The sequence below is a fragment of the Streptomyces calidiresistens genome (assembly GCF_014141525.1).
In the GTDB taxonomy this organism is placed as follows: Bacteria; Actinomycetota; Actinomycetes; order Streptomycetales; family Streptomycetaceae; genus Streptomyces; species Streptomyces calidiresistens.
In genome coordinates this window covers 1-13691 of sequence record NZ_VKHS01000052.1, presented here as the reverse complement: position 1 = coordinate 13691, position 13691 = coordinate 1, and the positions used below count along the sequence as shown (strand labels likewise).

At 71.8% G+C, this 13691-nt stretch carries 10 protein-coding genes and 1 pseudogene; 5 read left to right on the top strand and 6 right to left on the bottom strand.

The genetic code is table 11. The features are described 5' to 3' along the window. The first annotated feature begins 56 nt into the window (after window positions 1–56). The gene (locus tag FOE67_RS04505) at window positions 57–1481 is read left to right on the top strand and encodes a VanZ family protein (RefSeq protein ID WP_182660642.1); all 1425 of its coding nucleotides are present in this window, start codon (window positions 57–59) and stop codon (window positions 1479–1481) included. A gap of 118 nt (window positions 1482–1599) precedes the next feature. After that, the gene (locus tag FOE67_RS04500) at window positions 1600–2034 is read left to right on the top strand and encodes a hypothetical protein (RefSeq protein WP_323384208.1); all 435 of its coding nucleotides are present in this window, start codon (window positions 1600–1602) and stop codon (window positions 2032–2034) included. 85 nt (window positions 2035–2119) lie between these two features. Here the strand turns inward: FOE67_RS04500 and FOE67_RS04495 are convergent, their stop codons facing one another. The 5 genes and pseudogenes from FOE67_RS04495 to FOE67_RS30605 all read right to left on the bottom strand — a co-directional run. Further along, window positions 2120–4255 (bottom strand): ATP-binding protein, encoded by a 2136-nt coding sequence (locus FOE67_RS04495; protein ID WP_182660638.1) that lies wholly within the window; start codon window positions 4253–4255, stop codon window positions 2120–2122. Next, entirely contained in the window at window positions 4255–4791 is a 537-nt protein-coding gene (locus FOE67_RS04490; protein ID WP_182660636.1) for a DUF6879 family protein, read from the bottom strand. Before FOE67_RS04490 ends, FOE67_RS04495 begins: the two co-directional genes overlap by 1 nt. Beyond that, window positions 4766–5008 (bottom strand): hypothetical protein, encoded by a 243-nt coding sequence (locus FOE67_RS28850; protein ID WP_228473539.1) that lies wholly within the window; start codon window positions 5006–5008, stop codon window positions 4766–4768. Before FOE67_RS28850 ends, FOE67_RS04490 begins: the two co-directional genes overlap by 26 nt. 528 nt (window positions 5009–5536) lie before the next feature. Beyond that, window positions 5537–6097, bottom strand: a complete 561-nt coding sequence (locus FOE67_RS30610) for a WD40 repeat domain-containing protein (protein ID WP_369075286.1) — start codon at window positions 6095–6097, stop codon at window positions 5537–5539. A 25-nt stretch (window positions 6098–6122) separates the two neighbouring features. Then, window positions 6123–6449 (bottom strand): annotated as a pseudogene (locus tag FOE67_RS30605) (WD40 repeat domain-containing protein); the annotation flags it as partial. Window positions 6450–7536: 1087 nt separating this feature from the next. Here FOE67_RS30605 and FOE67_RS04470 point away from each other — a divergent pair. Further along, entirely contained in the window at window positions 7537–9597 is a 2061-nt protein-coding gene (locus FOE67_RS04470) for a hypothetical protein (RefSeq protein ID WP_182660632.1), read from the top strand. Between the two features lie 80 nt (window positions 9598–9677). Further along, window positions 9678–10469 (top strand): hypothetical protein, encoded by a 792-nt coding sequence (locus FOE67_RS04465; RefSeq protein WP_182660630.1) that lies wholly within the window; start codon window positions 9678–9680, stop codon window positions 10467–10469. Window positions 10470–10535: 66 nt separating this feature from the next. Here the strand turns inward: FOE67_RS04465 and FOE67_RS04460 are convergent, their stop codons facing one another. Continuing rightward, the gene (locus FOE67_RS04460) at window positions 10536–12155 is read right to left on the bottom strand and encodes an ABC-F family ATP-binding cassette domain-containing protein (RefSeq protein ID WP_182660628.1); all 1620 of its coding nucleotides are present in this window, start codon (window positions 12153–12155) and stop codon (window positions 10536–10538) included. Window positions 12156–12508: 353 nt separating this feature from the next. On the opposite strand from FOE67_RS04460, the gene FOE67_RS04455 reads away from it, so the two are divergent. Next, window positions 12509–13669, top strand: coding sequence for a DUF5685 family protein (locus tag FOE67_RS04455; protein ID WP_182660626.1), 1161 nt, complete (start codon window positions 12509–12511; stop codon window positions 13667–13669). Window positions 13670–13691 lie beyond the last annotated feature (22 nt).

Genomic DNA, 13691 nt, shown 5'->3' with positions numbered 1-13691 from the left:
CCCCTCCCCCTCGCCCGGGCCACCGGTCCGCTTCCCCGCGAAAGGCGCACCCCACCGTGTTATCCGCGATATTCGGCGGCGAGGAGGGCTTCCTCGTCCTTCTTGCCGCCCTCGCTCTCGTCACCCTCGTCGGTACCCATCTGCTGCTGCGCAACCGTGTCCCGCGCCCGCTGATGTGGGCCCTGTCGGCCTCCTGCGCGGTGGGAATCCTCGCCGTGACCCTGTGGAGTTCCGGCTCCCCGGGGGAGACCGGGGTCTGCGTGGTCAACCGGAGTGTCACCGAGCCGTTCTCCGACACGCAGGGGTGGATGAACATCGCGATGTTCGTGCCCGTCGGTCTCTTCGGCACCCTCGCCACCCGCCGTCCCGGGCTCGTGCTGATCTCCGGTGTGTTGTTCTCCGCGGGGATCGAGACGGCACAGGCGGTACTGCCCTTCGTCGCCCGGATCTGCGAGACGGGCGACCTGATCGCCAACGCCACCGGGCTGGTCGTCGGGACGGTGGCGGGCACCGTGGTGGCGCTGCTGCGCCACCGCCCGGCCTCCCCGTCCCGACTCCCCACCCGGCACGTCGCCATCGGGGCGTTGGGGACCGCCGCCGTGCTGGCGGGTGTTTGGACGGTCGGTATCACCCCGTGGGTGCTCGACCGGGTGAACCACCACGTACCCGCGCTCGCGGCCGACGCCGGGCAGCGCGCGGCGATCTCCGAGGCGCTCGTCGGGGCCTTCGGAACCCCCGTACCGGCCGGGCAGGGGGACGAGGAGATGGAGGTCGAGTTCTCGCCGGATGTTCCCGGTGGCAGGGTCACGGCCTTTTTCGGAACCGGACTGGCCGAGTTGAGTTGGCCCGACCGCGACCGACTGAGGGTCCTCCTGGTCCCCGCCGACCCCGGGAACCCCGACGCCGCCCGCGGCTTCCCCGTCCCGGGCGCCGAGGGGCCCGCGGGCACGGCCGGCGAGGCACTCGCCGTCGCCGGGGCCTACGCCGACCGTTTCCACGCCGACCTGGTGCGCGGCGCCGAGGCGACCGCCGACCCCGTCGGTGCCGACGCCGGGGGCGGATGGCTGGTGCGGTGGCGTCACCGCACCGGGGACGGACTGCTGCTCCCCACCCGCCTGGACCTGCGGATCGACCCGAACGGCACCCTCACCGAACTGTGGCTGGACCGCACGACGATCCCCGACCCACCGGCCGTGCGACTCGCGGAGATCGAGGCGTGGGAAGTGCTGGAGGAACACCTGTCGGTGCGGGTGGAGGACGCCGACACCGCCGACGCCGTGCTGGTCGCCGAACGCCCCGAGGACGACCCGTACGGGGACGAGTGGCGTGCCCACTGGCTGCTGCTCATGACCATGGGGGACGAGATGATCCACGGGGTGGTGGACGCCGACACCGGCGTCCCGGTGCGGGCGGACCGCTACGACTCCTCCTCCCCGTGGACCCCCGACCCCGCCGCCCTCCTCGCGCCCGGCGACCCCTGACCGGGGAGAACGGCAACGCAACGTCATCGAGTGACTCCGTAACGCCTTCCGTTCCCGTACCGTGGTGAACGATCAATACGGCCGATACAGGGGGTGGTTCGCTGTGGAACCGGTGGCGGTGGGGCTTCTGCTCGCTCTGGCGGGGGGTGCCGGTGGGGAACTGGGGCGCCAGTCGTGGAACGGATTGGCTGCCCTGGTCCGGCGTCCCTTCCGCCGGGGTGACCAACCCCCGGAGGTGGGGGAGAGGGCGGAAGTGGCTCCGGCGGAGCCGGAGCTGGTGGCGTTGGAGGAAGCGCCGGCCGACGAGGAGCGCGGACGAGCACTGAGTGCGGCACTGGCGTATCGGGCCGCGGTGGATGTTGATTTCCGCGCGGGGTTGGAGGAGTGGGTCTCCCGGGCCCGGGAGGTGCGGGTCGCGGGCGTGGAGGTGAAGAACACCATCAGCGGAGGAAGCTTCCACGGTCCCGTGATCCAGGGAAACAACTTCTCGGGACTGACATGGACCACGTCCCCGCTGCCACCCCCCGCCAATCCGGAGGACAGAGGGGCCTGAGTCGCGTGCCTCCGGTTGTCCCCGACCGGGGCGGCGGCCGGGAGGCGGGGTGTCGATAACCGATCCCCCAACACCCCGCCTCCGATCACCCCGCGCCGAGACGGTTGCGCAGTGCGTCGGCCCTCTCCGCGTCGCCGAGCCTTTCGTAGAGCGCGGCGGCCAGGCCCCAGTGGTTACCGGCCTCCTCACGCTTCCCGGCGCCCAGCGAGAAGTCACCGAGAAGTTCGAGGGAGAGCGCCTCTCCGCGCGGATCCCCGAACCCTCCGAAGATTTTTCGTGCTTCCTCGGCCTGGAGGACAGCGGCCGCCGGGCGGTTGATCTCCGCCAAAATCGGTGCCAGGTGGAGTTTCCCCCAGGCGATCGACCAGCGGTCGTCGATTTCCTCGAAGAGGTCCACCGCACGGGTCAGTGCGGACAGTGCCTTCCCTTGCTCCCCACGGGCCCGAGCCACTTTGCCCAGACTCAACGTGGCCATGGCCTGGCCCCGTCGATGGTCGGCGTCGCGGAAGATCCCCAGCGCGGTTTCGAAGTGCGCTTCGGCGGCCTCGGGATCCCCCGCCTCTTCCGAGAGCAGCCCCAAGCCGCGTACGGCGAAACCTCTCGGCCACGAGGGTTCGGGACCATCGGTGAGGAGAAGTACCTCCCGATAGCGTTCGGCCGCATCCTCGGACCTGCCGGCCCGCCATTGCGCGTCGGCGAGGACAAGGAGGCACAGGGCCTCGCCCGGGTCGTCACCGAGGGTTCGGGCGGCGGAGACTCCGGCCCGAGCGCACTTTTCCCAGTCCGTCCAATGGGCGGCCAACTCGAGAAAACCACTGATCGTGACCGCCAATTTCCACAGTAGATCGAACTGTCCGTAATCCTCAGCCTGTCGCAGCGCGGCGACGAGATGTGGATGTTCGGAGTCGAACCATTGCCGGGCTTCGGTGTGATCGGCGAACGACTCCCTCACCTCGATCCGGCCGGCCGGCACGAGGGGCACCGCGGCGGAGTGCGGAAGGATCGCGCGGCGGCCGGCGTCCGCGGTGAGGAGATACCAGGTGAGGAGACGACGGATACCGCGGGTCCTTTCCGACTGCGACTCCTCCTCCCCGACCCGTTCCAACGCGTAGAACCGCATCAGATCGTGCATGCGGTACCGATGGGCACGCACCTCTTGGACGAGATGGGCCTCCGCCAGCGCGCGCAACCGCGCCCCGGCTGTCGGAAGGGGCTCACCGAGCAGGGCGGCGAAGGCGTGAACCCCGATGTCCGGCCCCGGGTGGAGGGAGAAGAAACGGAAGGCCCGACGATCCTCCTCGGACAGGGCTCGATAGGACCACGAGAAGACGCCCCGGGTGTCACTCGACTCATCCCGGGTGGAGGCCGCCATGTCCATTTTTCGCTGCTCCTCGGCCACCTCGTCGGCCAGTTCGCCCAGCGTGAGATAAGGCCTGCTCGCGGCCCGTTCGCCCACGATCCGCAACATCAGGGGCAGGTGGCCGCACAACTCCGCGAGACGCAGAGCGCTCTCCCGCTCCTGCTCCACGCGGGACGAGCCGATGGCCCCGGTGAGGAGTTCGACCGACTCCTCCGGACTCAGCACATCAATGGGCACACGTTTGGCTCCTTCCCGGATCACCAGGCCTGCCAGTGAATTGCGGCTGGTGACCACGACGCAGCAACGGTGGCCCGAGGGCAGGAGGGGGCGTGCCAGGGCCGGTGACGGAACATTGTCGATGACCACGAGCATGCGTTTGCCCGACGTCATCGTGCGGAAGAGGGCGGAGCGTTCCTCAAGGGTCTCCGGGATTCTCTCGGGAAGGACATCCATGGCCCGCAGAAATAAATCCAGGGCCCGCATGGCGGTGAGGGCCGGTCCGGGGCCATGGCCCTGCATGTCGACGTAAAGGTCCCCGTCGGGGAAATGCCTTCGCATCCGGTGCCCCCAGTGCACGGCGAGGGCCGTCTTGCCGACACCGGGGAAACCGGCCAGTGCCGTGAGGACCGTGGGTCCCTTGCTCTCTTCGGCCATGAGCCCGGAAACAAGGTCGTCGAGGAAGCGGATGCTCTCCCTCCGGTTGACGAAGTCCCTCGGGGGGATCGGCAGCTGCCGTGGCGGGGGTGATTCCCGCTGTGCCGGAAGATCGACGCGGACGTTGCCGTGGACGGTTCCGACCTGGATGACGGCATCGGCTCGACCGCCGGAGAAGGTGTTGTCGATGCCGGGAGAGGGGGCCATCAGCGACCGGCCCTCTCCAGGGGCATCTCCGGTTGATACCGCTCATGCGGAATGGCGCGCTCCCACACCGCCTCGAAGGCGGAGGTGCACAACCCGACCACCTCGGGGTTTTCGGTGGTCTCCTGGTCGAGATAGGTTCCATCACCCGCGAAGTGGCCGAAACGCACCAATCGATTGTCGAACACCCAGAAATCGTTACCGGGTAATGCGAGATCCGAAGCCCTTCGCCTGGGCAGCCACCGGACTTCCTCCCCGGCCGGGATGTTCAGGCGCGGCGTCACCTCGTGCTCGTGTCGGATGAAGTCCGTCAGCGGCTCCGACACGATGCGCGCACGTCTGACCCGCACTCCTCGCCCGACGGTGCGAACGATGAGGTCGTACCAGTCACGAAAGCGTTCGACGGGATCGATCTCCACGCCCGCTTTCCAGTCGAGGTAGACCGGATCATCGGGAGTGTACATATCCCGCATTTCGAGATGTATGGCTGAATGTCGACATGAGGCGAAAAGTTCATCGAAGGTCGGCCGCTCCGTCATCACACGCCTCCTGGATGATCGCTCGCATTCGGGCCGGTAGGCGCACGATCTTCTCGTGCTCCGCGATCGGACTCCGTGCCCCCACCTCTGCCAGGGTATCGTGATCCGTGACCTCCCAACCCTGTAAGAGCAGGTCACCCGTCTCTTCATCAACCCATACGGAGGGGCAGTTTCCCCCGTTCGTGTCGGGGTCGATACCGATGAACCTCAGGGTCATGACGCCTCCGCGTGGCCGGGGTTCGGTCAGGTGACCAGGGTGCTGGGAATCACCTTCCCTGTAAAGGGTGGAAAACGTACTTTTTTCGAGTTCTTCGCACGAGTGTGCCTCCTGGGGTCGAGAAGTTCGAGTGGTGTTCACGAGGTTGATGGAGAACTCCCGGAGTCCGGCCATTCATACAAAGTGACGGGTCTCGGTGGGTTGCCTCGAAGAGGCCCTCCTGCATTCTCCTGATTCTCGAGGAGGCGGTGAAGAACGGCGGGCATATGGAGAAAGGAAATCGCCGGTTCACTCCGGGGCGTGACAGGCGCAGTGGAAGGTCATGACACGAGTGGTCGGAGCATCGTCTTGCTCGTCGGGTGGACGCGTTCGCGGGGCCGGAAGTGGTGGATTCCGACCGGGGGAGGTCTCTGTCACCGGAGGCGCGAGGCGTGGGTCCGCCTCTTGGGGACGTGGCGATGGCCGGGACTCACTCCGTCCCCGTAAAGATCCGTGTGGTGTGAAGGTGGTGGTTGTTGCCCGTTCACGTCAACGCGGGGAGAGGGAGCCGTGTTCGTCCCCTCGGCACGCGCCGGAGCAGGGCGGTCCGGCCGTCGGTGCTCGCCGGTAATGACTCGTGGGGCGCGACCGTTGCCGCTCTGAGACCGCTGACGTGGCCGTCAGAGGATGGCCGAGGGAAAGGCCGTCAGCCGGATTCCACAGGCGCACCGTGCGGTCCGTGCTCGCTCTCGCGAGTAGTGTGCCGTCGCTCGAGAAGGACACGGCTCCAACTGCGTTGCTGTGGCCGCGCAAGGGGGCGCCGATGAGCCGGAAGTCGGTGGTGTCCCACAGTCGCGCGGTCTCGTCCCGGCCACCGGTCGCGAGAAGACGACTGTCGGGCGAGAAGGCCACCGCTCGTACCGCGCTGCGATGGCCTGCCGACGGGGCGCCCGGGGATCGGCTGCTCAAGGGGTCCCACAGACGCACGGCGGCGTCCTGCCCGGCGCTTGCCGGAAACCGTCCGTCCGGGGAGAACGCCACGGCATCCACTCCACCGGTGTGGCCTGTGAGCGGAGATCGGGCAGGGGCGCGGGTGGCCGTCTCCCACAGGCGTATCGTGCGGGTCCGAACCGACGCCCGCCAACAGCGTGCCGTCAGGCGTGAATGCGATGTCCCGGACGGCGGCCGTGTGTCCCGTGAGCGGATTCCGGACCCGTATGGTGCGGTCCCGACTCCCGCTTGCCGGTGCTTGTCCATCGGGGGAGGAAGCCACGGCTCGTACCCCGTCACGGTGCCCTGTGAGCGGTGCGCTCACAGGGCAACCGGTGGCAACCTCCCACAGGCGGATCGTGCCGTTGTCGGAGGCGGTCGCCAACCATCGCCCTTCGGATGCGAAGGCCACCGCTGTGCCGTTTTCCGTGTGGCCGCGCAGAACTGTGCAGGTCGGGTACAGCGCCTGCATCGAGGAACCCCTCTGTTCGGTGACGGGGGCGGCGTCGCGGCCCACCGGTACCGACGGAGCGGGAAACGTCGCGCCGGTCGGAGCTCCGGCCAACCAGAGGCGTGCCGGTTCCGCATCGAAGAACTCAATGGCTTCTCCGTTGCGTTCCACCCGGATCAACGCCCCGGAAGGTGAGGCGGGGGACGGGTGGAGGTGTAAGCCCCCTCCAATTGCATCGGCCTGCACGATGGAGCCGGGAACCCGGGCGTGGCCCCGGACGACATTGCGAGTCCTTCCCACCCGGTTTCCCCGACCCCTCCGGCGCCGGGAACTTGCCTCCGTTGCACTCTGAATCATCACTGTCGGTGGCCAGTTGATCCATACGGGGGGCTCACCGCTTCGACGCGACTCCTCGGTCGATCACCCGCGCTGCTCCGGATGGCCTTCCCCGCATGCAGGTTCGCGCATGCCGAAAGGTCCAAGGGTAGTCCTTTTCGGATGGGGTCGTGGATGCTTCACGAAGCAGGTGAGCGGAACGAAATGCTCCGGCTGCGTCCTTCGCTCCTCTGCGAGGTCTGCCGAGCCCGTGGAGGAGCTGTTCCGGAAGATACGGGCGTCATCTACGCCGGACCGCCCCGGGGTTCGGAACTGTTCAAGTTCGTGGGCCGTGCGTGCGGGGGTGATCCCCCTCCCGACGACCGAAGGGGGACCCTCCGTTTCCGAAGCGGAGTGGTTGTCTCCTGTTCAGCCGGTGAGGGGCCGGCCGGGAACCACTCCGTGACCTGCCGCGAGGCCATTCCACCGGCCCGTTTCATGGGGTGGTGGAAGCGCGGTCGTCCGGTCGTGGGGCGGGAACGGGCCCGTTCGCCGCTTCCGGAGCGCCTGGGAGGCATGCTCTCGCGTGCTGTCCAAGAAGGGCATCCGGGGTGCCCCTCACGTATCGTTCGACGAACGCTTGTACGGGTCTAGTTATTTTCGGTGAATTCCGGCCTCGGCGTTTCGGTCTTCCGGCGCGTTAATGAGACAGGTTCTCCCCCCGACTGGCGAAGATGAATTCCCGGGCGGAAGCATGTGGCCCGCACGTCTGCCCGTATCGGGAGGAACGACCGTGGACATCACGCAGGTGGTCGGCGATCATCGCCACCCCGGGCACCACCACACCGGACACCCCCACGGGCGGGTGTGGGAGCACTTGACCGATGTCCCCGTTCCGGCCGACGAGTTCGCGGTGGTCCAGCACGCCTACGTGCACGAGGAGACCGCCGGGGCGGAGGCCGGATGGATCCACCACGCCGTCGAGTGCCTGCGGCGCGGCGGCCGGGGGAACGTCCTGGTGCTCGTCGGTCGCCCGGGCACCGGCCGCCGCACCGCAGCCCTGCGCGTCCTGCACGACACCGGCCTGCCGTACGAGCGGATCCGGGAGTTGATCCCCGACTGGGACCGTCCGGGCATCGGACGACTTCCCCACCGCCCCCGCCACGGTTTCCTGCTCGACCTCGGGGCCGAGGAGGAACTGCCCGAGGACTTCTGCCGGGGGCTCGCGGAGTACCGGGACCGGGCGGCGGAGTCCGAGACCTTCCTGATCCTGCTGGTCACGCCGTCCGTCCGGGCACCCGGCCTCCCCGCCTCCCTGCCCCGGCTCTCCCACGCGCTGCCGTCCGCCCGGCGGGTCGTCGGGGCCCATCTGCGGCACCTCGGCTCCGACCGTTCCGACTGGCTGGCCCATCCCGCGATCTCCGGGCTCCTCGGGAGCGGGAGCACCCCCGGCGACGCCGTCCGCCTCGCCCGCATCATCGTCCACGCCCCGGAGAACCGCCCCAAGGACGAGGTGGCCCGGGAGTACCGGCACTGGACGCCCCATCTCATCGAGTGGTTCGGCGAGCACACGGAGACGGGTGACCTCCGGGAGCGGGCGCTGCTGATCGCCGCGGCCCTCCTGGAGGGGGCACCCACCGAGGTCGTCCTGGAGGCCGCCGACCGGCTCTTCGGGGCGGTGGGGGGAGAGCTTCCCCCCGGTGGGGCGCTCGCCGGCCGGGACCTGTCCGCGCGGCTCGGGACCATCGGAGCGGTGCGGGACGAGCGGGAGGACACGCTCTCGCTGGCCGCCCGCCGTCCCGGTCTGCCCGACGCGGTGCTCGCCCACGTGTGGCGCGAACGCCCCGGTCTGCGGGAGGCGATGTTGACCTGGGCCGTGGAGGTGACCCTGCCCGGCGGCCCGGCCGCGGCGCACACCGACCGGGTGGCCGGGGCACTCACCCGGCTGGCCGGCGGTCCGGCGGGGGAGGCGGTGTCGGACGCCGTGGAGGGGTGGATCCTCGACGGCCGCGCCGGACACCGCCGGCTCGCCGTCGAGGTGCTGGGGAGGCTGGCGGTCGCCCCCGGCCCGGGGCCCGCGGTGCGCCGCCGGCTCCGCGCCTGGTGCGAGCGGGCGGAGGTCGCGGACGAGATGGCCGAGGCCGTCTCCGCCGTGTGCGCGGGGGCGTTCGGCCGTCGGTACCCGCGAGTCGCCCTCACCCGCCTGCGGCTGCTGATCTCCCGCACCGGGGGCAGGGGCGCCGAAGCGGTCGCCGCCGCGCTCCGGACCCTGGCCGCCGACCCCCGGCACCGCGAGGCGATCTTCGCCGAGATGGTCGAGCGGGCCGAGAGCGGGGATCCCCGATCGGCGGAGGAGGGGGCCCGCGGTTTCCTCACCCTCGTCGACCCGGGGGCGGGGTCCGCCGACGCCTTCGCGGTGGAGCCCTCCGGGGATTTCCCCCCGTCGGCCCTGCTGATCCGGGGATGGCGGGCCGCCTGGCGGCACCCGGCGACGGCCGAGCGCACCCGGGAGGTGCTGCAGGGTTGGCTGGACTCGCCCCGCCTCCCGGACGACCTCGCCGTGGACGTGGTCGCCGGGGTCATCGAGGGGCGCCTGGGCGAGCCGGGGGTGGCCGAACTCCTGGTGGGCCCGGATCGCGGGGACGGGCCCGGACACCGGCGCCGCACCCACCTGTTCCGCCGGCTCAGGTTGGACCCGGAGGCCCCCGCGACGCCGGGTGCCCCGCCGGGGCCGCCGACCGTGCCGGGGCCGGCCCCCTCCGACCGTCGTGCCGAACCGGCCCGTCCCCCGGTGGTCACGGCGGACGCCCCCGACGCACCGGACGCCGCGCCCTCGCCCGCCCCGCCGACGTGAGACGGCGTGAGACGGCGTGGGACGACGGGGGACGGCGTGAGGTGACCCGGGACGGCGCGAGGTGACGTGAGGTGAGGGCCATGGAGGAGGAGACCGGGGAGGGAACGGGGCGCCCCCGGTCGGCGTCCCGGCGCCGGGCGGTCACGTCGTTCCGGATGCGGGGCCTGCGGCTCCGGGCGGGGGAACCCGGCGCGTTCTTCACGGTTCACCTGGCCGGGGAGGTACGCCGTCCCCCGGACGGCGAGCCGGCGGACCCCGGCGCCCCGGACCACACCGGGAGCGCCCGCCGTCGGCTGCGCGAACGGGTGGAACGGATCCTCGCCGGGCGCTCCGCGCTCGACCCCCTCGGCGCCCGGGACGCGGCGAACGACGGGATCTGCGCGTGGTTCGCCCCGGCCCCGGGGCCGGAGGTGTGCGGCTCGGTCCGTCTCCGGGTGCGCCGGCGGGACCGGCGGGCGGCGGAGGAGCACCACCGGTTCCTCGCCGCCGTGGAGCGCGAGGGGGCCGAGGTGGCACTGCGGTTGGATCTCCTGCGGGACGTCCTCGCCGACCCCGACCGGCGGACGGCGTGGTGGATCGAGCGCCACCCCGATCGCCTCGGTGACCTGGAGGACCTGCACGGGGCCACCGGCTCGCTCCGGCCGCGTCGGGTCGCCGACCGCGATCCGCTGCACGAGGAGGTGGCCCGCTTCGTGGACCACCTGCTGACCGACCTGCGCACGCCGCCGCAGCGGGAGGTCTTCCTGCGGGCGCTCACCACGGCCCTGCACACCCTCGGCAGCGAGGACCTGCGCGCCGTCGCCGGGAGATGGACGCCGGTGGGTTCCCCGGCGGCGGGGGAGCGGGAGGGCGGCGTGCCCGCGCCCCCCTGATCGCCGCCCCCCCGTGGCGGGTCCCGGTCGGTCCCGGTCGGTGGGTGCGGCGGTGGGGGCGTTTCCTCAGCGGGCGCGGCGGACGCGGGCCTCGTGCCAGACCGGTTCGGGGGTCTCCCGGACCCGGCCGTCGGAGCCGAAGACCAGGAACCGGTCGAAGGACCGGGCGAACCAGCGGTCGTGGGTGACCGCCAGCACCGTCCCCTCGTACGCCTCCAGCCCTTCCTGGAGGGCCTCGGCGGACTCCAGGTCCAGGTTGTCGGTCGGCTCGTCGAGCAGCAGGGCGGTGCTGCCGGCCAGTTCCAGTTGCAGGATGCGGAACCGGGCCTGCTGGCCGCCGGAGAGCCGGTCGAAGGGTTGTTCGGCCTGTCGGGTCAGCTCGTAGCGCCGCAGGGCGCTCATCGCCGCGCCCCGGTCCCGGGCGTGGTCGGTCCACAGGATCTCCACCAGGGGGCGCCCGGCCAACTCCTCCGGGGCGTGCGTCTGCGCGAAGTGGCCCGGCACGACCCGCGCGCCGAGCCGCCACGATCCGGTGTGCGCGACCTCCCCACCGGCGAGCAGGCGCAGGAAGTGCGACTTGCCGGAGCCGTTGGAACCCAGCACGGCCACCCGTTCGCCGTGGAAGACCTCCAGGTCGAACGGCTTCATCAGCCCGGTGAGCTCCAACCCCTCGCAGGTGACCGCCCGCATGCCGGTGCGTCCGCCGCGCAGCCGCATGGTGATGTTCTGCTTGCGCGGCGGCTCCGGCGGCGGCCCGGCCTCCTCGAACTTCCGCAGCCGGGTCCTGGCCGCCCGGTACCGGGAGGCCATCTCGTCGCTGCGCGAGGCGTACTGCCGCAGGTCCACCACGAGCTTCCTCAGCTGCGCGTGCTTCTCGTCCCAGCGGCGGCGCAGCTCCTCGAACCGCTCGAAGCGCTCCTCCCGGGCACGGTGGTACCCCTCGAAGCCGCCGCCGTGCACCCACACGTCCCCACCCGCCGGGCTCGGCTCCACGCTGATGATCCGCTCGGCGGCGCGGGCGAGGAGTTCCCGGTCGTGGGAGACGAACAGGACGGTCTTGCGGGTCTCCCGCAGCCGGTCCTCCAGCCACTCCTTGCCGGGGACGTCGAGGTAGTTGTCGGGCTCGTCCAGCAGCAGCACCTCGTCGGGACCGCGCAGCAGGGCCTCCAGCACCAGGCGTTTCTGCTCGCCCCCCGACAGGCTGCGCACCTCCCGCCACCGGGCCCGCTCGTACGGCGTGCCGAGGGCCGCGGTGGTGCACACGTCCCACAGGGTCTCGGCCTCGTAGCCGCGTGCCTCCGCCCAGTCGCTCAGCGCCTGGGCGTACCGCATCTGGGCGGTCTCGTCGTCCCGCTCCATGATGTCGAGTTCGGCGGCGTCCACCTCCTCGGCGGCCTCGCGCACGCGCGGCGGGGCGACGGCGACCAGCAGGTCGCGCACGGTGCGTTCGTCCCGGACCGAGCCGATGAACTGCGGCATCACCCCGATCCCGCCACTGACGGTCACCTTCCCGGCGTGCGGGGTCAGCTCCCCGGCGATCAGGCGCATCAGGGTGCTCTTGCCGGCGCCGTTGGGTCCCACCAGGGCGGCGGCGGAGCCCTCGCCCACGCGGAAGGAGACGTCGTCCAGCAGGGGACGTCCGTCGGGCAGGTGGTACTCCAGGTGAGCGGCCTCGACATGGCCCATGGTGACGATCCTCGGTCGGTCGGCGCCGTTCCTCGACGGCGCCGCGCGGCGTTTCGGCGGCGCCGGCCGCGCCGCGCCGGTCAGCGTAGTGCGGGCGGGCCGGCGTTCCCACCGGTTATCGCCGGGGCCGCCGCGGGCGCGGGTCGGTTCTCCGGGGCCGCCCGCGCGCCGTCCGGTGGACCGCCGACGCCGGGCACCCCGCCCCGGCCGCCCCGGGTCCGTCCCCGTCCCGTACCGAATCCGTACCGACCGTCGAAGCGCGCTCCCGGGGCCGGCAGGATGCGGACGCCGGTCGCGATCACCGCGCGCCGGTCCCACGGTCGCTCCACGGGGGAGCGGAGAGGGGAGCGGGAATGTTCGGGATCATCAGACCGTGTGCGCACCGGCTGACGGCGGGGCTGCGGACCGAGTGGACGGCGCACCTGTGCGGGCTGTGCCTGGCGTTGCGCGGCGAGCACGGTCAGGCCGCCCGGCTGCTCACCCACTACGACGCGCTGCTGGTGTCGGTGCTGGTGGACGCGCAGACCGGTCCGGTGGCGGGGCGCCGCCGCACGGCCGGACCCTGCCCGTTGCGCGGGATGCGCACCGCCCCCGTGGCCCGGGGCGAGGGGGCCCGCCTGGCGGCGGCGGTGTCGCTGGTGCTCGCGGCGGCGAAGGTCCGCGACCACGTCGCCGACGGCGACGGACCGCTCGCCCGGCCCCTGCCGGCCCGGGCCGCCCGGCGGTTGGCGACGGGATGGGCCCGGGCCGGGGCCCGGTCGGGCGGTGCGGTGGGATTCGACACCGCCGTGCTGGTGGACGCCGTGGACCGACAGACCGCGATCGAGGCGGCGGTCCGCCCGGGCAGCTCCCTGCTCCCGGTCACCGAGCCGACGGAGACCGCGACCGCCGCCGCGTTCGCGCACACCGCGCACCTGGCCGGTCGCCCCGCCAACGCCGTGCCGTTGGCCGAGGTCGGGCGGCTGTTCGGGCGACTGGCGCACCTGCTGGACGCGGTGGAGGACCTGCCGGCCGACACGGCGGCGGGGGCGTTCAACCCCATCGCGGCCACCGGCCGGGACCTTGCCGAGGCGCGGCGGCTGTGCGACGACGCGGTGCGCGGCATCGCGCTCGCCCTGCGGGACGTCCGGTTCGCGGACGACCGGTTGGCGCACGTGCTGCTGGTCCACGAGTCGCGTCGTGCGGTGGAGCGGACCTTCGGCACGGTCTGCGCGCACACCCCGCCGGGGGACCTCCCGCCGGGGCGGCACGTCGCGCCCCCGCCGGCCCGGCAGCGGGGGCTGATCGCGGGCTGCGCGGTGTGGACCGGGCTGCTGTGCTCCTGCCGGCTGTGCTGCGCGAGTTCCTACACCGACCCCTGGACGGGCGAGGAGCGGGAGGGACTGTGCCACCGCTACGCCGACTGCTGCGACTGCGGGGACTGCGGTTGCACCCATTGCTGCGAGTCCGGGTGTTCGTGTTGCGGTTGCGGCAAGGGGGACGGTTGCTGCGACTGCTGCGGATGCGATTGCTGATCCGCCCCCTCCCACCCCGGGG